A 21470-nucleotide genomic window follows, 5' to 3' on the forward strand; every position below is an offset into this window, starting at 1 on the left:
AAAGAAATGGAGGCGCTGCGTGATGCATGAAATCGATTGTCTGGGAGATATGTGTCCGATTCCCATCATGAAACTGAAACAATGCAGGGAGATTAAGGAACACGGCGGCCAGATCAAGCTGGTCACAGACCACAGCTGTGTGGTGGAATCCATAGGCAGCTACTGCCGGAAAATGCACTTGAAAATGGAGACAGTAGAGCCGATGAACGGAATCTGGGAGCTGTATATTACAGTCTAGCAGATGCTTTTCGTAACAATGGAGATAAAATACAGGATTATTTTTTCCAGAGCAGGATTGTTTTTGACCAGATGTGGATTGTATATGGAGTACACATCGTAATTCAAATCGAAATCCATGACGGAGATGATCTTTATCTGCTTCTGGTATACTTCCTTCTTTACTGTTATGTAGGGAAGAAACGCGGCTCCATGTCCGGCAAGAACTGTGCTCTTTACAGATTCTGTGGAGTCGAGATGGTACATCACCCGCAGGGTATCCAGGGGATGCCCTGCCTGCTTTAGGTACTGATGAAGCAGACGGTAGGAGCTGAACTGCTCGTTCAGCATGACCAGGGTGAATTTTTTAAGCTCAGACAGTGTAATGCTGTCCGGGCACCGGTAGTCTTCGCTCGCCACCAGACAGATCTTATCGCTGAAGGCCAGGTTGCAGACGAATTCAGGATTATCTGTGGCGCCCACGATAAATCCCATGTCCGCCTGCCCGTGCCCCACGCGGTGAATGACCTCGGTGGAGGGGACGGAATTTAAACTGAAGGAGTAGCTGGGATATTTGTGATTCACCTTGAACAGGGAGCAGGGAAGCGCGTAGTTGCAGGCCACGGGAGTGGCCGCGATACGAAACGTCCCGTTGTAGGATTCAAGGCTGGCGAGTTCCTCCTTTAAATTGGAGTAGGTCTCTAAAAATTGTTCCGAGTATTTCTGCATGACCTCTCCGGATCTGGTAAGTATGATCCCGCGGTTGGAACGTTCGAAAAGTTTTACGCCCAGTTCCTCCTCCAGCCGCTGCATCTGCTGGCTTAAGGCCGGCTGAGAGATGTGGATCGCCTGGGCTGCCTTGGATATACTCTGTTCTTTTGCAATTCTGGAAAACATGGAAATCTGTTCTAAAAGCATTTGATCCCCCCCTCATTATTTCATTTCTATTTACCCCGGTATTATTTCTATCATTCATTATACAAGAACGTTAAAAAAAACACAATATCGCCATAAGGATTGTTTATAGCAAAAAATTATACAGTATAAGCAACTTGGATAGTGAAAAAAATGACAATGTGCTATACTGTAGAGGTGTAGTAACGCGTTCAAATCCTCAAAAAACAAGAAAAAAGGAGGTGCAATGAATGCAGGAAAACGGAACAGAAACGACAGGAAGTATCCGCAGAAGCCAGACCTCAGGAGGCTCGTCAAGACCACGGAAGAAGAAAAAGAATCAGCTTCCCATTGGATTTGGAGTCTTTTTGGCTATCATAGTGATCGGAATACTCTTAGGATTTAAAAACGGCACGCTGGCTCTTTTCTGGGCGTTTGGGTGCTGCTTCGGTTTTATTTTGCAGAAGTCACGCTTTTGCTTTACCGCATCCTTAAGAGACCCGTGTATTACCGGATCAACGTCGATTACCCGTGCGGTTCTGATTGCATTCGCCATAACCACCATCGGCTTCGCCGCAATTAAATACGGCGCATTTGTAAACGGACAGGAGATTCCGGGTCAGAGTTATATCATGCCCATCAGCCTTGCCACGGCAGTAGGCGGAATCATGTTTGGTATCGGTATGGTAATCGCAGGAGGATGTGCTTCCGGCACGCTGATGCGGGTTGGCGAAGGCTTTGCAATGCAGATGCTGAGTCTGCTGTTCTTTGTAATCGGATCCCTGATCGGCGCCAGCCATATGGGATGGTGGACAGAGAACTTTATCGCAACTGCTCCAAGAATTTTCCTCCCGGATGTGTTTGGATGGGCGGGAGCAGTGATTTTACAGTTAGCAACGATCGGCCTGCTCTATATAGCGGCTGATTTATATGAAAAGAAAAAAATGGGAATTGAAGAGTAGAAAGGAGATATTATCATGGCAGAATTTACAATTGATTGTTTAGGCGAGGCTTGCCCGGTACCGTTAATGAAGGTTCAGAAGCAGTGTGAGAAGATGGCGGTAGGTGACGTACTGATTGCGTCGATTGACCACAGCTGTGCGATGAAAAATGTTCCGGAATGGGCCAGAAATCAGGGATATAACGTAGAGATTGAGGAAGTGGACGACGGAGAATGGGAAATCGTCATTGAAAAAACAAAATAGAAAGGCGTGGGTGACACTTTGAAGGCTTTTTGGGATAAAGTGAGTAAAAATCCATATTATAAAAAGATTTTCAAAAATCCATTTACATATGTCACAGGAGCGGTGCTGCTGGCCGTCTTCCAGATCGCCATGTTTGCGTCTACCGGTTCCCCCTGGGGAGTGTCCGGCATCTTTGCCAACTGGGGCGCATGGCTGTACCGTCTCGTGGGCGGTAATGTGGATAAGTGGTATTACTTTTCTTCAGAAGGCGCGCAGAATACCTTAAACAGCGGAATCCTGAATCATCCAGGATCCTGGCAGAACTTCGGTATCATCGCAGGAGCGCTGCTGGCTGCTCTGCTGGCCTCTCAGTTTAAATTCAAAAAGATTAAATCCTTAAAGCAGGTAGTGGCCGCCACGTTGGGCGGACTGCTGATGGGATACGGCGCAAGGCTTGCCGGCGGCTGCAACATCGGAGCTCTTTTTTCAGCGATCGGCTCCATGTCGTTATCCGGATGGGTATTTGCATTCTTTTTGTTTATTGGGGCTTTCATTGGGAGCAAGCTGTTGGCCAGGTTCTTCATGTAGCGTCGCAATATCGGAAATGAATCTTTGACCGCTGCAACTCTTTGACAGAATTGCGGCGGTTTTTGCGTCACGGGAAACTGTTTATGAAGCAGATGATAATCATAAAACATTTTTCCCATAGAACAGATGACAATCAGTACAGAAAGGCAGGAATTATTTTGGAAAAGAAAATAGAGCAATACGATGTGGTAATTATCGGCGGCGGCGCAGCAGGTCTGACGGCCGCCATCTACTGCGGCCGTGCGAGGCTGAAAACCCTGGTGGTCGAGAAGGCGCTGGTAGGCGGACTGGCTACCTATACGAACGAGATTGAAAATTACCCGGGATTTCCGGAAGGCAGTACAGGTCTGGGCCTGATGGAGCTGTTCCACAAACAGGCCAAGAAGTTCGGTGTAAAGTTCAAACTGACCGACGTGCGCGCGGTACAGCTTGAGGGAGACAAAAAAGTAGTGGAGACCTTCCGGACCGATTATGAGTGCCGTTCCGTCATCATTGCCAGCGGCGGCAAGCCCAGACTCACCGGGGCGCCGGGGGAGGACAAATTCTTATACGACAAGGGTATTTCTTTCTGCGCCACCTGTGATGCGGCGGCGAACACGGGAAAGACCGTCATGGTCATCGGCTCCGGAGACGCGGCCATCGAGGAGGGAATGTTCCTCACAAAGTTTGCGAGCAGAGTCATTGTCAGCGTCATGCACGAGGAAGGGAAGATGGACTGCAACGAGATTGCCAGGGAAGAAGCCCTGGCCAATCCGAAGATGGAGTTTATCTGGAACACGCTTCCGGCAGAATTCAGAGGAGATGAGGAACATCTCCGCAGTGTGGCATTGCGGAATTTAAAGAACAACGAGATCATCGATGTGCCGGTGGATACGTGTTTCTTATTTATCGGTTACCTGCCAAATACCGAGATATTCAAGGATATCATCGATTTAAGCCGTGCAGGCTACGTGATCACCAATGAAAAGATGGAGACAAACATGCCGGGCGTCTTTGCAGCAGGAGACGTAAGGGATAAATTCTTAAAGCAGGTAGCTACCGCGGTCGGAGACGGCGCGATCGCTGGCTATGCGGCGGAGAAATACCTGGCTGAGAGCGAAGTATTCGAAAAACAGATTATGGACCCGACTGTACCGGGTGTGGTTTACATCTGGAATGCCGTGGAGACGGCCAGCCGTGAGCTGCTTCCTGTCATCGAAGCCTTTAAAGAAAAGCATGCGGGCAGCGTGAAGGTGACGAAGGCGGATATCTATAAGTCTACAGGCATCGCCAGCCGTCTGGACATCAGCGGAGCACCGGCAGTGGCATTTATAAAAGACGGAAAGCTTGCGGGAGTGTTGACAGAAGGGATTACAGAAGATGCGCTTGAGGAGGGGATTAAGTAAGCGTAACTGATCAGAATGTTATAGCCTGGCAGAGGCAAAGGCAGATAAAAAACTGCTTTTGCCTCTGTCCATTTTTTTACATCAGGGAACTGGATCGTAACCACCATTCTGTAAGATAGACAATACAGATGCTTTGATTAATGAATTGACATCATTTCCGCAGGATAATAGAATAAAGATAAGCCATAAAGATAAAGCCATAAAGGAGATGTCATGAGCGAAGATAAAATCAGATCCAAAACACTGGCCCTTGTAATCATTCTGCTGGCCGTCGCCCTGTACAACAATTACCGCATGAAGCAGGAACTGAACAATCTGCGAAGTGAGATGAGCAGTATGGAAGCCATTTTGCGCAATGAAATCAACGGAGTCAGGAACGATGCGGATCATAAATATGAAAGTGTGACAAAGAAGATGGAGCAGGATGCCAGCCTGTTTTCCGATACTTCCATAAATATGGGGATGCAGGACGGAAAGCTGGTGGTGACGATGCGGGCGGTTCCCAAAGCGCTGGAGAAGAATGAAACTGTGACTGCCAGTCTGACTGCGGAAGGAACCGTATACCGGCAGGCGCTTGACGCAGAGAACCAGGCACAGTTTATGCTGGAACCGGCAGAATGGCTGGAACCGGCCTTTGTAATTGAGTCAGAGACCGGATACCGTCAGGAAATTCTGAAGCCTGTGTATACCGTCAATACCATGATGGCGCGGGCGGAATGTGATTTTTATGATTCCGAGGCAAACGATGAGGGGATGTTTCATTTCTGGATTACGGGAAATGCAGGTGGAAATCCCTTTGAAGAGGACGAGATCGCAATGGCAGAAGCAAAGATTGCGGCAAACGGTATGGTAGAAAGCCCGGGTGGAAATGGCGGCTCACACCAGAAATCCGGTTATAGTCAGGCAGTCACGGAGGCGCAGGCCGTAGAAGTACAGCCTGCCGCATACGACCAATTGGCAGGGGAAGACCTTACCCTTACAAAGCTTTCAGGTGAGACCGGTAAAATAGTGGGCTACCGGATCGACGTGTCCGATTATATAGGAAGAAAAGACAACGTGAATTACGAAGTTTATCTGCGGATTACGTTGAAAAATGGGCTCCAGTATGTGACCGGAGGTCCCCTGGTTTCATTTGCTTCTACGGAGAACAGCACTTCCAGGAGCGGGGGGAGTGAGAATCTGGTGCCGGTATTGGATTTTTAGTAATCCGACAAATAAACAGATATAACAAAAAAAGATTACCAATTTGTGGGAAAATGTAGTAGAATATGAGAAAAGCAGTCAGAAAAGGAGAATTAAAATGGCATTCTATTATGAGGAACCGTCCAGAACATTCAGTGAGTACCTTCTGGTTCCGGGCTATTCATCGACAAAGTGTGTTCCATCGGAAGTAAGTTTAAAGACCCCTCTGGTCAGATACAATAAGGGAGAGGAACCGGCGCTGCATATTAATATTCCTATGGTTTCCGCAATCATGCAGTCGGTGTCGGACGACAGATTGGCTATCGCTCTCGCGCAGGAAGGCGGCCTGTCTTTTATTTATGGATCTCAGACCATTGCCGAGCAGGCAGCGATGGTGAACCGGGTGAAACGGTACCGTGCCGGTTTTGTAGTAAGCGATTCCAATGTATCTCCTGAGATGACGCTGGAGGACGTGCTTTCCCTGACTGAGCGGACAGGCCATTCAACGATCGCCGTAACGGAAGACGGCGGACCAAACGGCAGGCTTCTGGGAATCGTAACCAATAAGGATTACCGTGTGAGCCGTATGACCCCTGACACGAAGGTAAAGGAATTTATGACACAGATCGGCGACCTCGTCTACGCGGACGAAGACACCACTTTAAAGGAAGCCAACGACATTATCTGGGAACACAAGATCAATTGTCTTCCTCTGGTTAATAAAGAAGGACAGCTGGTCTATCTCGTGTTCCGCAAGGATTACGACAGCCATAAGAAAAATGAAAACGAGCTGATTGACAGTTCCAAGCGCTACATGGTGGGGGCGGGTATCAATACGAGAGACTATGAGGAACGTGTTCCAGCGCTTTTGGAAGCAGGCGCCGATGTGCTCTGCATCGACAGCTCGGAGGGCTTTTCCGAGTGGCAGAAGATCACCATAGACTATATCCGGAAGAATTACGGACAGAGTGTGAAGGTGGGCGCAGGCAATGTAGTGGATGCGGAAGGATTCCGTTTCCTGGCGGAGGCCGGAGCTGATTTCATTAAAGTCGGGATCGGCGGAGGCGCAATCTGCATCACACGTGAACAGAAGGGAATCGGAAGAGGCCAGGCAACTTCTCTGATCGAGGTGGCAAGAGCAAGAGACGCCTATTACGAAGAGACCGGCATCTATGTTCCGATCTGCTCTGACGGCGGAATTGTCCACGATTACCACGTAACCCTGGCGTTGGCCATGGGCGCTGACTTTGTGATGCTGGGCAGATACTTCGCCAGATTTGACGAGAGCCCGACAAAGAGAGTCAATGTCAACGGAAGCTACATGAAAGAGTACTGGGGCGAAGGAAGTGCGAGAGCGAGAAACTGGCAGCGGTATGATATGGGCGGAGAGAAAAAGCTTTCATTCGAAGAAGGTGTGGATTCCTTCGTACCGTACGCGGGCAGCTTAAAGGATAACGTGGGTCTCACCCTGAGCAAGGTGCGCTCAACCATGTGCAACTGCGGCGCGCTCACCATTCCGGAGCTGCAGAGCAAAGCAAAAATTACGCTGGTTTCATCGACCAGTATTGTCGAGGGCGGGGCACATGATGTCATGCTGAGAGATTCAAAATAAAGTTTTTTGCCGGAAAGGGAGCGGATTGTATGGAATATTTCAAAGCATCCGAAGACCACGCAGAGCAGATTTATAATCTGGTACAGAACACCATTACCGCGGTCTATCCCCGGTACTATCCGGAGGCGGTGGTGGATTTCTTTTGCAGCCTTCACAACAGAACCAATATCAGCCGGGATATAGAAGACGGCTGTGTGCGTGTTCTGTGGAGCGACGGCCGGATGGTAGGAACCGGAAGCTGCAAAGGCAGCCATATCACCAGGGGCTTCGTTGCCCCGGAATTTCAGGGACAGGGGTATGGCAGGCGGATCATGGAGAACCTGGAACGTGAAATTGCACGGGAATATCCATCTATATGTCTGGATGCGTCCCTTCCTGCGGCTCACTTTTATGAAAGCAGGGGATACAAGACCGTGAGACATGGGAAAACAGAGGTTGAGAACAACGCCATACTGGTCTATGAAGTGATGGAAAAGCAAATGACTAAGAACTTATAAGAGAAAAATTAAAAGAGCGGTTAGCTGCGCGGCGGATAATACAATGTCCGCCGCGCTAAACTGTTAATATAGAAAGTGTTTAACTTAACAGATCATTCAGGCTAATAATGTTACATCCCTTGCTTTCATAATAATGCAGCATCTCATCAATCTTTCTTTTGTCATAACTGGTAATGCAGTCTGACAGCACACTCACGCCATACTCTGCCTTGCGCAGGTTGTAGCAGGTCGATTTGACACAGATGGCGGCATCTGCTCCTGCAATGTAGAAATCACACAGTTCATTCTTTCTGATATAATCTGTAAATTCTTCAGAGCTTAACGCATTTCCTTTATATTTTGTAAAAATATTGTCTGATACCATTTTCAAGTCTGAAGCTAATTCAGATCCACAGGTATTCGGTTTAAATGTCCTCGTGCCTGCGGATAAATTTTCATGTCTGATATAAATAACATGAATTTGATGATTGGCCGCCCAATCGATCGCTTGATTGATATTGTCAATCACGTCCTTGTAATTCTTTGTTATATCATTTTGAATATCGATTATGACCAGGGCTTTCTTCTGCATGGTGTCTCCTCCTGACAGGTAGTGTATTTTGTTTGCTTTTTTATTATAGCCTGTAATTGTTGACAGCTATATGGCAACAATCTATAATGGGAAAAAGAAATTCCACCTGTGCGGTTGGGACTGCTTCGGCATACGTCCTGCCACAGGCTCCTGCTGCCTGCTCTGGCCCGGTGGTTCATCTCCATTTCCTGTTCCGGTTTCGGGCATAAGCAGTTCTAAACGTGCAGGATTTTTCTAAAAACCAGAGGAAATCCCCAAACTCGCGTTGCTCAAACAAGTGGGGATTTCCCCTGAACGAAAAATTCTGCGCATTAAGAACTGCTAATACCCTGCAAAGTCACAGGAAATGGAGATGAACCACCGGGCCAGAGCAGGCAGCAGGAGCCTGTGGCAGGACGTATGCCGAAGCAGTCCCAACCACACAGGTGGAAGAAATTTTGGAAGGCGGATGATCTGATGAAAGTTGACAGGCTTGTAAGTATTATTATGATACTCCTTGATAAAAAGCGTATAGGCGCGCAGGAGTTAGCCGATCTTTTTGAAGTTTCACCCCGCACCATCTACCGCGACATAGATGCGGTCAACATGGCGGGGATTCCTGTTTGTTCGATACCGGGAGTGGGCGGCGGCTTTGAAATCATGCAGGAATACAAAATGGATAAAAAGGTATTTTCTGCTGACGATCTTTCCGCTCTCTTAATGGGGCTGTCCAGTCTTTCCAACATCGTGCGGGGAGACGAACTGGTACACGCTCTTGCGAAAGTCAGGAGCTTTATCCCGGCTGACAGAGCGAAGGATATCGAATTAAAGGTAAATCAGATATGTATCGATTTAAGTCCGTGGACAGGAAACAGCAGCATACAGCCATATTTAGAAATTATCAAATCAGCTTTGCAGGAAAACAGGCTGCTTTCGTTTGAATATACAGCCCACCATGGAAATAAAACCGCACGAACAGTCGAGCCGTATCAGCTTGTATTGAAAAGCAGCCATTGGTATTTACAGGGGTATTGCCAAAAAAGACATGATTTCCGCCTGTTCAGACTGTCCCGTATGGCGGACCTGCAAATGCAGGAGGAGGCTTTTGTACCGCGGGATTATCAAAAACCGGTTTTAGACTTTGCAGAAATGCTGGAAACGATGCAGACAAAAATCAAAATCCGTATTCATCAATCGGTGATGGACCGGGTGCTTGATTATTGCTCTTATGAAGATTTCTCGCCGGACGGTGATGATTATTACCTTGTCAGTTTTCCTTTCATAGAGAACGAGTACCACTACGATATTCTTCTCAGCTTTGGGGATAAATGCGAATGCTTGGAGCCGCTGCATATCCGCACGGAAATGAAGCGAAGAATACATGATATAGCTTCCTTATACGAAAAATGATATTACATTTTACCACAATTTTTATTGTCTGCTAAAGTTTTACTTGACTATAGGGTTACCTTATAGTTTATGCTAGGGGGACGCGAGTAAATCGTTAAGATATTTTCATCAGGAGGAAACGGGCTTTATATGAAATTAATTATCCACTACTTAAAAAACTACAAGAAAATGTTTCTGCTCAATGTAGTATCCGTACTGGGGTTTGCGCTTGTGGAGCTGGGTATTCCGACAATCGTGGCTCAGATGATCGATAACGGAGTAAACCGCGGGGATCCGGCCTACATATGGAAGATGGGGGTTCTGATAGCCGCTATTTCTTTTGCCGGAGTTGCAGGCACGATTTTGCTGGGGTACTGCTGTGCTTATCTTTCGACCTCTGTCACCAGAGATATCCGAAATGATATTTTCAAGAAAACTCAGGAATTCTCACACAGTGAGTTCCACGAATTCGGCATCGCCTCCCTGATTACCAGGACGGGCAATGATGCATTTCAGATTCAGATGTTTATGAATATTCTGCTGAGAACCGCGCTCATGACGCCGGTGATGATGATCGGAAGCATTTTCCTGGTTTTACGGGCTTCTTTAAGCCTGTCCGTCGTTATTCTGGCGACGATTCCGCTGATTGTGGGCGGAGTGATTCTGGTGGCAAGGATTTCGGAGCCGATCAGTGAGAGCCAGCAGTCCTCCCTGGAAGACATCAACCGGATTTCCAAGGAGAACTTAAGCGGTATCCGGGTAATCCGTGCATTTACCAACGATGAGTATGAGAAGAAGCGCTTCGACGGCGCCAATTCAAGCTATATGGGGAACTCGAAGAAACTGTTTAAGCTGATGTCTGTGACTCAGCCGGTCTTCTTCCTTCTTATGAACTTAGCCGGTATGGTAATCTACTGGATTGCCAGCATTATGCTCAGCGAGGGAACTCTGCAGATCGGTGAGCTGGTGGCGTTTATGGACTACTTATTCCATGTGATGTTCTCCATTATGCTGTTCTGCCTGGTCTTTATGATGTATCCGAAGGCAGCGGTCAGCGCCGGACGTATCCAGAAAATATTTGACGCAGAGCCGTCGATTAAAAATCCTGAAACCAATGTGCAGTCGTTAGACCACATCGATGATATCGTTTTTGACCATGTAGATTTCGTTTATCCGGATGGAGAGGAAGCGGTGCTTAAGGATGTGTCATTTTCGGTGAAGCGGGGAGAGACGATCGCCTTTATCGGAAGTACCGGGTCAGGAAAGAGTACGCTGATTAACTTAATTCCCAGGGCTTACGATGTCAGTGCGGGCCGTGTTCTGATGAACGGGAAGGATATCCGGACGTATGATTTGGAGAGCCTGCGGCGCGCCATCGGTTTTATTCCCCAGAAAGCAATGCTGTTTTCCGGAACCATTGCAGATAATCTGCGTTTCGGTAAGAAGGATGCCACGATGGAGGAACTGGTACAGGCGGCAAAGACCGCGCAGGCGTACGATTTTATCATGGAAAAAGGCGGGTTTGAAGAACATATCACGGAGAGCGCAACCAATGTTTCCGGCGGCCAGCGCCAGCGTCTGTCCATCGCAAGGGCGCTGATTCGAAGGCCGGATGTCTATGTTTTTGACGATTCCTTTTCTGCCCTGGATTTTAAGACGGATGCGAAGCTTCGCCGGATGCTTAAGAAGGAGACGGGGAACGCCATCGTCATGGTGGTGGCTCAGCGTATTTCCAGCATCATGGAGGCCGACCAGATCATCGTATTGAACGAGGGCAGTATCGTGGGGACAGGAACCCATAAGGAGCTGCTGGAGAACTGCCGCATTTACCGTGAGATTGCATTATCCCAGTTAAGTGAGGAGGAATTATCCCATGCATAAAAAAATCAAAGAAATCGGAAGGATGCTGGGAAAACTGAAACCCTTTCTGGCGCCTTATGCTTTTCAGTTATTTGTATCTGTTTTTATGATCGTTATCAGTATTGGGGCGATTACAGCCGCGCCGCGGATTGAAGGAATGATTACCAGCAGGCTGGCCGCAGACCTGGCGGATATGGCCTCCGGCGCAGAGGGCGCCGGCATTAATTTTGAAGTGATTCGCAATATATTGCTGGTGCTTCTGGCTATTTATCTTACGAAGACGGTTTCCCAGATCGTAGGCTCGTTCTGCCTGACCAACTCGATTCAGAACGCCATGCACGATTTGCGGAACGAGGTTCAGAACAAGATACGCCGCCTGCCTGTCCGGTATTTTGACACCAACAGCTTCGGCGACGTACTGAGCCGTGTCACCAACGACGTGGAGGCGGTATCCAACGCGCTCCAGCAGAGCTTTTCCCAGGTGATCAGCGGTATCCTTACCCTGATTCTGGCCCTGTGGATGATGTTTTCCATCAACAAACTGATGGCCTGCATCGCTTTTTTGATCATCCCGGTGGGGGCCCTCATCACCCGCGGTATTGTGCGGATCAGCCAGAGTCAGTTTAAGGCTCAGCAGGACTCACTCGGTGATATGAACGGAGCGATTACGGAGCTGTATACCGGTTACAATGAAATACTGCTGTTCGGACAGCAGGAGCAGTCCAGGGAACAGTTCGAGGCGGTTAATGACAGCCTGCAGAAACACGCTTTTAAGGCGCAGTTTCTCTCGTCACTCATGAGCCCTCTCATTTCCCTGACGACGTATTTAAGCATCGGCGTTATTGCGGTAATCGGCTGCTTTGCCATCCTGGCCGGTACGTTGTCGGTGGGAAACTTACAGGCATTTATCCGTTATATCTGGCAGGTCAACGACCCGCTGACCCAGGTTTCCCAGCTGTCTGCCCAGATTCAGGCGGCCTTTGCAGGCATGAAACGTATTTTTGAGATTCTCGATGAACCGGAGGAGACAGAAAAGTCTCCAGCGGGACTCCTTCCAGGACCGGCAAAGGGCGAGGTTACCTTTGAGCATGTCAGCTTTTCCTATGGGGACACACCGGTAATCAGGGACTTTAACGTCACGGTTAAGAGCGGTCAGATGGTTGCCATCGTAGGACCAACCGGAGCGGGAAAGACCACGCTTATCAATCTGCTGCTTCGCTTCTATGATGTAAACGGCGGACGGATTCTCGTTGACGGTGTGGATATCCGCGATATGAACCGGGAGGACTTACGGTCCATGTTTGGTATGGTGCTGCAGGATACCTGGCTGTTCTCCGGAACTATTTTTGACAATATCCGATACGGTAATCTGTCGGCCAGAAAGGATGAGGTAATCGATGCGGCCAAGATGGCCAATGTCCATCACTTTATCCGTACTCTGCCCCAGGGCTATAACATGGTAATTAACGAGGAGGGAAGCAATATCTCCCAGGGAGAGAAGCAGCTCCTGACGATTGCCAGGGCTATTTTAAAGAATCCGCAGATCATGATTCTCGATGAGGCTACCTCCTCGGTAGATACCCGTCTGGAGAAGATGCTGCAGAGCGCCATGAACAAGGTACTGAAAGGAAGGACCAGTTTCGTCATCGCCCACCGTCTGTCCACCATTAAAAACGCAGATTTAATTCTCGTTCTCAGGGATGGAGATATTGCGGAAATGGGGAACCATGAGAGCCTGATGGCGCAGAGCGGTTTCTACAGTCAGCTTTACAATTCCCAGTTTGCGTGGGGATCGGAGGAAGCGTAAAAACAGTGTTTGCAAAAAGCAGTGTCGAAGTTCAGACACTGCTTTTTTTGATCATAAAAAGGTTATGAAAGTCCGCTGCCGATGCTGCGGCTCAAGGGTGTTTGCAGAAGTATAAACGGCAGGTATTAAGTGGTACCGCCCACAACTTTAGCCTGAAACTGGAGACTGGCTGTACCAAGCGCCGCAATATTGGGTATGGTATAAGTCAGTGTGCTGCTGGTCAGGGTTGGTGTGGCAGCAGTGCCGTTTGCCGTAAAAGAACCAGTAACATACGTAGCGCCGGCAGGAATTGTATCGCTGAAGGGCAGATTGGTTAAGGCACTTAAGCCAAGGTTTGTTATGGTTACGGTGTAAGTCAGAGTTTCGCCAATACTGGCTGTTAACTTATCTACCGCTTTCACAACTGTGGGCGCGATAAGCAGAACTGTAGATACCGTGTTGCTGTTGATCGGACTTCCGCCATAGGTTACACTGGCAGTGTTGTCTAATTTGTTGATAATTGCCATGGAATTCACCTCACAAAGCTGGTTTGATTTATCATATGCATTAACAGAAGGACATGACATCAATATGTAATCGTTCACACGGAAAGCTGAACTGTTACAAAAAAACTGCAAGACTGCAAAAACTTCTTGACTTGGAGTTCACTCCAGCAAGTATAATAAAAGAAATGTCTATGACTGAAAAGGAGAGTGCGAATATGATTTACAAAGATTTTCAGGACTTAAAGCTGTCTGCCCTTGGAATGGGGGCTATGCGTCTTCCGGTAACGGCAGGAGATGATTCTGCCATTGATGAGGCGGCCACTGCAGAAATGGTCGCATATGCAATAGAAAAGGGTATCAACTACTTTGATACGGCCTGGGGCTATCACGGCGGCCATTCCGAAGAAGTGTTGGGCAGAGTGCTTGGCAAGTATCCGAGGGAGAGCTTTTATCTGGCAACAAAATTTCCGGGATATGACCTTTCCAACATGGATAAGGCAGAGGGGATTTTTGAGAAACAGCTTGAGAAGTGCGGGGTGGAATACTTTGATTTCTATCTGTTCCACAATGTATGCGAGATGAATATTGATGCTTATCTGGACGAAGGGTATGGGATTTTTGAGTATCTGCTGAAACAGAAGGAGGCGGGGAGAATCCGTCATCTTGGTTTTTCGGCCCACGGCAGCTATGAGGTGATGAAGCGTTTTTTGGAGGCGTACGGCAGTGAGATGGAGTTCTGCCAGATTCAGCTAAATTATCTGGACTGGTCATTCCAGGGCGCTGAGGATAAAGCAGAACTGCTGCACAGCTATGGACTGCCTGTATGGGTCATGGAACCGCTGCGGGGAGGAAAGCTGGCTGTTTTATCCGAAAAACACATGGAAAGGCTGAGAAAATTCCGCCCTGAAGAAAAGGCGCCGGCATGGGCGTTTCGATTCCTGCAGTCTGTTCCGGATGTCACGATGATCCTGTCGGGCATGTCTGATTTTGGACAGCTTCAGGAAAATATACATACCTTTGAAGAAGATAAGCCGCTTCAAAAAGAGGAAATGGAGACGTTACTGGCGATTGCGGATGAGATGCTTAAAAAGTCCTCTCTGCCCTGCACGGCCTGCCACTACTGTGTAAGCCACTGTCCAAAGGGACTGGATATTCCATCTCTGCTGGAGCTTTACAACGAACACTGCTTTACCGGCGGCGGTTTTCTTGCGCCCATGGCGTTGATGGCAGTGCCGGGAGACAGGCATCCTGACGCCTGTATCGGATGCCGAAGCTGCGAGGCCGTATGTCCGCAGCAGATTAAAATCTCAGAGGCTATGGCGGATTTTGCTGCAAAATTAAAAGCATAATTATAAAAGTTGAGGCCTGCGCCGAATTACGCAGGCCTTTTGCTGTTTTGATTATTAACTTACTGCTCCTATCTATGAGCCGGTTGATTTTCTGCAATTGTAATGATATAATGTATCAAATATGTTTATGTTTGCTGAATATATGGTATTAGATCCTAGTTTTTGGCTATAATATATGGCAAGTGTACCAAGTAAAAGGTGCGACGGATGGTCTGGCTGTCTTTAACAGCAAATTGTTTAAAGTGAGAAAAAGAAAAGGGCGAATTCTTCCGCTGGGATCCGCGGTACCAGTCTGTTTTCGGAGGAGATGACGACTATGGGAGTCAAAATAGAGAGATTAAAAAAATATACTGCTGTTATAGTGATTTTGGTACTGACAGCAGGTGTTTTAAGTGGCTGCGGTTTGCTGGAATCGAAGAAAAAGACGGTTGTAACGGTACTTTTTAATACAAAATTTGATCTTTTGGAGCAATTGATTGAGAAGGTGTATCCCGATATTGACCTGCAGGCAGAGCAGAGTTTTAACCCCGGCGAACAGCTTCGGAGGCTGGAGAATGGAGTCGGCCCGGATCTGGTCATTACGACGCAGCCTTTGACCGGCGAAAGCCTGGATTATGTATTAGATATCAGTGATATGTCCGTTACCGTGGCTTACGATGGCGCTGTTATGAAAAATTTAAAGCAGGATGGAAAGATATACCAGCTGCCGCTGCCGGGACAGTATACGGGTTACATAGTAAACGAGACTCTTTTCGAACTGGAAGAAATTTCTGTGCCAAATACCAATGAAGAGTTGCGTGAAGCACTGATTACACTAAAAGAGCGGGGAATTGCAGGGGAGGACGGGAGCAATTTTGCTGTATTCAGCGACTATAATGCGAATATAGCCATGTTTTATACGGGATATACGGTTCCTGATTTTTTAGGAACGATGGAAGGGGTTAACTGGCTTGCTGCTCTCTGGACACAGAACGCTTCTTTTAGTGGCGTCTGGGAAGAGAGCTTCACAGCGATAGGGAAACTGGCAGAAGCCGGTGTGATAGATGCGGCTGCGATCGGCCGGCAGCGCAATTCTATTAAGTATAGTGCACGAATGGGACGTGGTACCCTGGCGGTACTGTGTGGAGACAGTGCTTTATTTTCTGAATGTGTGGCCGAAAATCTGAATGCTGTGGAAGCAGGGGAAGCCCCTGTTTATTCATACCGAATGCTTCCGTTTCTCAGTAATGGGGAGAACTCCCCCTGGGTGCTTTTTTCTCCGGCTGCCTACATTGGAATTAACAGCTCTTCCGGCAAAGAAAAGCAGGAAGCATGCAGACGTGTGCTGGAACTGCTTTCCACCCAGGAAGGGCAGGAAGCACTTATTCAAGAGTTAAACACAGGGATTTCCTGTCTGCAGAATTACGAAGCCGGTGAAGACACAGTTCCAAAGGGAATTGAATCATGTATAGAAAATGGTTACGTATACCATGTGCTGTTTCCGGAACGGACGCTGGAGTATTTAGGAAGTAACGCCAGGAAGGTGATGGGGAATAAAATTACGATTTCTGAAGCATTGGCCTCGTTGGACTATTATGTAAGAGAAGGAGCAGATTCGGTGGATGACGCCATGGAGGTGGTGGGAGTTATGGAAGAGGACCTGCTGCTTCATGACTTTAATGTGCGCCGGGGAGAAAGTGAAATAGGTAATTTTCTGGCTGATAGTGTGGCAGATGCCTCCGGGGCACCGATAGCGGTGATCAACGGAGGGGGAATCAGAAGCAGTTTTTATAAGGGCGAGGTATTGGGCGAGGATTTGGAAGCTGTCTGCCCCTTTGACAATCTGATTGTGGTTTTAGAGATGGATGGGCAAACGATGTGGGATATGATAGAAAATGGTTTGACTGTATGTACAGATGAGTTACCCGGAGGCCGTTTTCTTTCTGTTTCAGGATTGACATATGTATTTGATAGTTCCAGGCCGGCTGGAGAGCGTCTTATGGAACTTACCCTTAGAGATGGAACGCCTGTCGATCGGAAGACAGTCTACCAGGTGGCAATCAATGACTATATGGCCGGAAAACGGGGATATGTGGAAGGAAACGGAGATAATTATACTATGCTTAACTGGTATGATGATGAAACTGAGAAGGGATCTGTCTCCATGGTCAAAGAAACGGGGTTGACGTATCGCGACGCTATGGTTCTGTATTTTGATAATCATCAGGGCAGTCCTGTTCGCGCACAGATAGAAGGCCGTATTACAGATTTGGCTGACTATAAGATGAAATAAGACCAGGAAAGAAGGAAGTGCAATGAAAAAGATCATTCCCCGACAATTGGAGAGGAGAAAAATACTAGCCTTTCTGCTGGCTGTACTGATTACTCTGCTGTCTGGTTTTATCTGCTGGGGGGCTTACCAGCGTGAGGCGCGGCAGACGGTATCGGGAATCAGCGAAGTTTATTTACGGGAAATGACGGCACAGATGAATGAACAATTTAAAAATAATATTGATGGACAGTTTGCACAGCTGCGGACTGTGGCCAATTCCCTGTCGGATACAGAATTGTCGGATAAGGCCAATCTGGTAGATTTTCTGGCTAGGATTCAACATGATAACGATTTTACCCATGTAGCCCTTTTGAATGATAAAGGAGTCGGTTATTCACCAGATGGAACACTTCAGGTGATATCCAAGCTTTCAGGACTGGACCAGCTTTTTACGGGAACGGAACGGCTGGTATCATATAATGAAACGATATGGGACAGCAATATAATTCTTCTCGGCACCTCCATGGATCCCAGAAGCCTTGGAGATGAGAAACTGGTGGCGGTTATGGCGGGGATTGATACGGAAGTGGTTGGCGAAAAACTGGCATTGAGTAAGGAGGGAATGGATGCCTATGCCAATGTTATTACGCGAAACGGAGATTTTGTAATCAAAAGTAAGTATTCCAATGATTTGATAAAGGGTTCCAACCTGTTTACCGTTATGAGCAGGGAGGCTGATTTTGATGAGGGGTATGATCTGAAAACACTGCAAATGCAAGTGATCAGTGGAGAAGAGGGGATGGTATCCCTAAAACTTGGCCCCAGGCACGAGTATCTCTATTACGCACCTGTACCGGGCACAGAGTGGTATATATTTACCAGTATGGCCTATGCCACCGTTAATTCCAAAGTATCTGCCCTGAGCCGGTTTTTGATAGTTCTCTCACTTGGAATTTTAGCCGCTATCCTGTTGATGCTCTTCTTTTTATTTACCATGTATCAGAAAAATGAGCGCCTCCATCAACGTCTGCTGATGGAGGCAAAGGAAAAGGCTGAACAGGCCAGTCAGGCGAAGAGCAGTTTCCTTTCTCAAATGTCCCATGAGATTCGCACGCCGATGAACGGCATCATTGGAATGGCGGAAGTGGGAAAGCGGCATATTGGGGATCCGGAGCGTATGAAAAGCTGCCTTGAAAAAATCAGTCTGTCTTCCCGCCACTTACTGTCTTTGCTCAACGATATTCTGGACATGTCAAAGATTGAGAGCGGGAGGATCGAACTGCACAGGGAGATATTTGAACTGGGGCATCTGTTAAAGGTCCTGTCTGTCATATTTTACAATCAGGCCAAGGAACGGAAGATAGAATACGACACGTTATTATCCGGCAGGCTGGAGGAGAACTTAACGGGAGACAGTATGCGCTTAAATCAGATTCTGACTAATCTGCTTTCCAATGCCATGAAATTTACACCAGACGGAGGCCGTGTAGTGCTGTCAGTGGAGGAACTGAGACGGGAAAACGATAAAATATGGATACGTTTTGAGGTACGTGACAACGGCTGTGGGATTGCTGAAGAGAACAGAGACCGAATTTTTGAGGCTTTTACTCAGGAACATAGCGGAATTGCGCGTCAGTACGGAGGAACGGGTCTGGGGCTTCCAATTACAAAGAACTTTGTCGAATTGATGGGGGGAACCATTGAGGTGGAGAGTCGGGCTGGCGCCGGCAGCATCTTCCGTGCCGATATACCCTTTGATACGGTTTTGGACGGAGGCGTCGGCAACAGAGAACAGTGGGGAGAGGACCGGCGCATTCTGGTGGTGAATCCGGTGATGAATCGGCAGTCCCATATAGTTTATGTACTGGAGAGCGCGGGATATACCGTAGATTTTGCTGTATCAGAATCCGAAGTTATGGAAAAAGTAGTGGCTGCCGCTGGTGACGGCAATCCTTATTACATGTGCCTCGTCAGGTGGAATGTTTTGCCCGGATTAGAACTTTTTGCAGCAGAAGTCCGTCGCACAGCCGGTTGTACGGGGCTTAAGATAGTTGTAACCGGATACGACCGGGACGATTTAGATGAGGCTGTCCGTTTGTGTGGTGCCTCTGGCTTACTGTGCCAGCCGGCTTTTCGCAGTGATGTGGAGGAACTGCTTCGGAATGTAGAGGCGGGGCAAGATGCGAAAGCCGAAGAGATTCAGTCCCGACATTTAGAGGGTAGACGGATATTGATTGTAGATGATAATGAGCTGAATCTGGAGATTGCTGTGGAATTGTTAGAGATTTCCGGCGCGCAGATTATAACCGCTGTGGATGGCAGAGATGCTGTTGAACATTTTTCTTCCTCACCGGAGGGATTTTATGATATTATATTAATGGATGTACAGATGCCTGTACTGGATGGACTGAGCGCTTCGAGGGAGATCCGGGGGCTGCCAAGGAAGGATTCCGCATCGGTGTCAATCATTGCAATGACAGCCAATTCATTTCAGGAGGATATTAAACAGTGCCTGGACAGTGGAATGGATGGCCATATTGCAAAACCGTTTATGTTGGATGATGTTTACCGGTGCTGTGATGAAGTGTTAATGAAGAAAAGCGGGGAAAAGGATGAAGAACGGCGTAGTAAAATACGAACGAGTCTATGAAATTTTGAAAAACAAAATAATATGCGGCCTGCTGTCCCCGGGTACGACGCTGCCTGGGAGGGCCAATTTATGCAGGGAATTTGATACCTCTGAACGGACCGTGAGACGGGCGGTGGAGATGTTGGAGCAGGAAGGTTTTTTGGAGGTAGTTCCAAAGAAGCGGCCTGTAGTTGCTGCTGATTATATGAACAGATGGCAGGAGGGGAAGGAAGAACGGAAACAGGTCGATGCCGTTGCAGCCAACGATATCTTAAAATCGGGTATTCTTCTATGCTATCCGGTTAACCGCCGTGGAATGTTCCTGTGTAAAGGCGATGACTGGAAAATTCCCGAGACGATAGTGGAAAACATGGATGTAGATGACCCAATTGGATTCTGGCGTTTGTCCAACCGCTTATGGCGCTTCTTTATTTCCAGAAATGAAAATGAGCTGGCACTGCGTGCTGTGGACAGTCTTGGGCTGGGAGAAGTCGATCCTCTGCCGGCTGCAAGGAAAAACAGGGTTGATTATCTGGAAGGCTTAAAAAAATTGATAGAGACAGTAAAGTGTGGCGGCAGACCGGAGGAAGTTCATTTTGATGCGCTTTTTTCGATTTATGGTATTGTTTTAGATCGAATTGAGGGAGAACCGGTCTGCCGTGTCACTCCGGATTCTCCTTTAAGAGTGGGAACGAAGAATTTTGAACGTCAGTTCAGAAAATCACAGGAACGGTATTCCAGCGTCTATTTAGACATTTTAGGCCAGATATCCATAGGGCGCTGCCAGCCAGGCGACAGGCTTCCGACACATGAGGAACTTCAGAAGATATATGGTGTCAGTATTGATACGACTATCAAAGCAATCAGAATTTTACAGGACTGGGGAGTGGTGACTGCATCACCAAGAAACGGAATTTTTGTGGCAAAGGATTTAGAGGGACTGCAGAAAATCTGTATTGAACCGGAACAGATCGCCAGCCACGTAAGACGTTATTTCGACAGCCTGGAGCTTGTGGCGATGACTGTTGAGGGAGTGGCAGAGCATGCGGCGGAAAACGCCAGTCCTGATGACGCGCGCAGGCTGTGGTCGGTTATGAACAGTCAGTGGAACGATCCTTTTTATCATCAGCTTATTCCACTTACACTGTTAGAATTTATTGCAGACCATATTCACTACAATGCTCTTAAGGCTGTTTATGATTTGCTGCTTAAAAATTACAGCATAGGGAGAGGGATTCCCAAGCTTGTACAAAAAGATAAAACCCCTGTAAACAGTGAACTGTACCGACAGTGTATGGAAGTGACCAGAATGCTGGCAAAAGGTGATAAGAAGCTTTTTGCTGCTCATGCATCCGCTGTATTTCAGAAGATTCATTGGCTGGTTATTCAGGAATGCAAAAGGCTGGGGTATTGGGACAGTGCGATGAACGTGTATGACGGAACCGCATTATGGAAGTGATTTAACTGGTCTGTTTCGGGACTGCTGTTAAAAAAATGTTAAAAAATGCTTCAAAAAAGCGATGGCTGTAATAAAAGGTTACGGCAGAAGCTGTTTCATGTTATACTGTAACAGTCAATTTATTATAGAAAGG

18 protein-coding genes are annotated in these 21470 nt (G+C 47.6%); 15 read left to right on the forward strand and 3 right to left on the reverse strand.

Going from position 1 to position 21470, the window contains the following annotated elements:
• Nucleotides 1-22: 22 nt before the first annotated feature.
• Nucleotides 23-238: a sulfurtransferase TusA family protein gene (locus H8S75_RS01235; protein ID WP_002603117.1), complete on the forward strand. Its 216-nt coding sequence runs from the start codon at nucleotides 23-25 to the stop codon at nucleotides 236-238.
• Here the strand turns inward: H8S75_RS01235 and H8S75_RS01240 are convergent.
• On the reverse strand, nucleotides 235-1134 hold the full coding sequence (locus tag H8S75_RS01240; RefSeq protein WP_187018703.1) for a LysR family transcriptional regulator: 900 nt from the start codon (nucleotides 1132-1134) through the stop codon (nucleotides 235-237). The two genes, H8S75_RS01235 and H8S75_RS01240, sit on opposite strands and share 4 nt — an antisense overlap.
• Nucleotides 1135-1361: 227 nt before the next feature.
• Between H8S75_RS01240 and H8S75_RS01245 the strand changes: the two genes are divergently transcribed.
• The 7 genes from H8S75_RS01245 (at nucleotide 1362) to H8S75_RS01275 (ending at nucleotide 7558) form a co-directional block, all read left to right on the forward strand.
• Nucleotides 1362-2072, forward strand: coding sequence for a YeeE/YedE thiosulfate transporter family protein (locus tag H8S75_RS01245; RefSeq protein ID WP_029466629.1), 711 nt, complete (start codon nucleotides 1362-1364; stop codon nucleotides 2070-2072).
• A 15-nt stretch (nucleotides 2073-2087) separates the two neighbouring features.
• Complete coding sequence (locus H8S75_RS01250) at nucleotides 2088-2315, forward strand: sulfurtransferase TusA family protein (RefSeq protein ID WP_002603120.1); 228 nt, start codon at nucleotides 2088-2090, stop codon at nucleotides 2313-2315.
• A 39-nt stretch (nucleotides 2316-2354) separates the two neighbouring features.
• Complete coding sequence (locus tag H8S75_RS01255) at nucleotides 2355-2882, forward strand: YeeE/YedE thiosulfate transporter family protein (protein ID WP_034533379.1); 528 nt, start codon at nucleotides 2355-2357, stop codon at nucleotides 2880-2882.
• Between the two features lie 83 nt (nucleotides 2883-2965).
• On the forward strand, nucleotides 2966-4267 hold the full coding sequence (locus H8S75_RS01260; RefSeq protein ID WP_243270147.1) for an FAD-dependent oxidoreductase: 1302 nt from the start codon (nucleotides 2966-2968) through the stop codon (nucleotides 4265-4267).
• A gap of 213 nt (nucleotides 4268-4480) precedes the next feature.
• Nucleotides 4481-5470 (forward strand): hypothetical protein, encoded by a 990-nt coding sequence (locus H8S75_RS01265; RefSeq protein WP_187018706.1) that lies wholly within the window; start codon nucleotides 4481-4483, stop codon nucleotides 5468-5470.
• A 97-nt stretch (nucleotides 5471-5567) separates the two neighbouring features.
• A complete protein-coding gene (locus H8S75_RS01270; protein ID WP_187018708.1) occupies nucleotides 5568-7061 on the forward strand; it encodes an IMP dehydrogenase in 1494 nt (497 codons plus the stop codon).
• 29 nt (nucleotides 7062-7090) lie between these two features.
• Nucleotides 7091-7558, forward strand: coding sequence for a GNAT family N-acetyltransferase (locus H8S75_RS01275; RefSeq protein ID WP_187018710.1), 468 nt, complete (start codon nucleotides 7091-7093; stop codon nucleotides 7556-7558).
• A gap of 79 nt (nucleotides 7559-7637) precedes the next feature.
• On the opposite strand, the gene H8S75_RS01280 is transcribed toward H8S75_RS01275, so the two are convergent.
• On the reverse strand, nucleotides 7638-8129 hold the full coding sequence (locus H8S75_RS01280; protein ID WP_187018712.1) for a cysteine hydrolase family protein: 492 nt from the start codon (nucleotides 8127-8129) through the stop codon (nucleotides 7638-7640).
• 456 nt (nucleotides 8130-8585) lie between these two features.
• On the opposite strand from H8S75_RS01280, the gene H8S75_RS01285 reads away from it, so the two are divergent.
• The 3 genes from H8S75_RS01285 to H8S75_RS01295 all read left to right on the forward strand — a co-directional run bounded on the left by H8S75_RS01285 (nucleotide 8586) and on the right by H8S75_RS01295 (nucleotide 13164).
• A complete protein-coding gene (locus H8S75_RS01285) occupies nucleotides 8586-9518 on the forward strand; it encodes a helix-turn-helix transcriptional regulator (protein WP_187018714.1) in 933 nt (310 codons plus the stop codon).
• 129 nt (nucleotides 9519-9647) lie between these two features.
• On the forward strand, nucleotides 9648-11378 hold the full coding sequence (locus H8S75_RS01290) for an ABC transporter ATP-binding protein (protein ID WP_187018716.1): 1731 nt from the start codon (nucleotides 9648-9650) through the stop codon (nucleotides 11376-11378).
• Nucleotides 11371-13164 (forward strand): ABC transporter ATP-binding protein, encoded by a 1794-nt coding sequence (locus H8S75_RS01295; protein WP_187018718.1) that lies wholly within the window; start codon nucleotides 11371-11373, stop codon nucleotides 13162-13164. The genes H8S75_RS01290 and H8S75_RS01295 overlap by 8 nt, the downstream gene beginning before the upstream one ends.
• Nucleotides 13165-13289: 125 nt before the next feature.
• Here the strand turns inward: H8S75_RS01295 and H8S75_RS01300 are convergent, their stop codons facing one another.
• Nucleotides 13290-13670: a DUF11 domain-containing protein gene (locus H8S75_RS01300; RefSeq protein WP_187018721.1), complete on the reverse strand. Its 381-nt coding sequence runs from the start codon at nucleotides 13668-13670 to the stop codon at nucleotides 13290-13292.
• 194 nt (nucleotides 13671-13864) lie between these two features.
• On the opposite strand from H8S75_RS01300, the gene H8S75_RS01305 reads away from it, so the two are divergent.
• The 4 genes from H8S75_RS01305 to H8S75_RS01320 all read left to right on the forward strand — a co-directional run bounded on the left by H8S75_RS01305 (nucleotide 13865) and on the right by H8S75_RS01320 (nucleotide 21337).
• Nucleotides 13865-14998, forward strand: coding sequence for an aldo/keto reductase (locus H8S75_RS01305; RefSeq protein ID WP_187018723.1), 1134 nt, complete (start codon nucleotides 13865-13867; stop codon nucleotides 14996-14998).
• A gap of 316 nt (nucleotides 14999-15314) precedes the next feature.
• Nucleotides 15315-17270 (forward strand): ABC transporter substrate-binding protein, encoded by a 1956-nt coding sequence (locus tag H8S75_RS01310; RefSeq protein WP_187018725.1) that lies wholly within the window; start codon nucleotides 15315-15317, stop codon nucleotides 17268-17270.
• 22 nt (nucleotides 17271-17292) lie between these two features.
• Nucleotides 17293-19899 carry a hybrid sensor histidine kinase/response regulator gene (locus tag H8S75_RS01315; RefSeq protein ID WP_187018728.1) on the forward strand — a complete coding sequence of 869 codons (2607 nt, stop codon included), beginning with the start codon at nucleotides 17293-17295 and terminating at the stop codon, nucleotides 19897-19899.
• On the forward strand, nucleotides 19862-21337 hold the full coding sequence (locus H8S75_RS01320) for a GntR family transcriptional regulator (protein ID WP_187018731.1): 1476 nt from the start codon (nucleotides 19862-19864) through the stop codon (nucleotides 21335-21337). The genes H8S75_RS01315 and H8S75_RS01320 overlap by 38 nt, the downstream gene beginning before the upstream one ends.
• Nucleotides 21338-21470 lie beyond the last annotated feature (133 nt).

The sequence above is a fragment of the Hungatella hominis genome, assembly GCF_014288005.1.
Classification (GTDB): Bacteria; Bacillota; Clostridia; order Lachnospirales; family Lachnospiraceae; genus Hungatella; species Hungatella effluvii.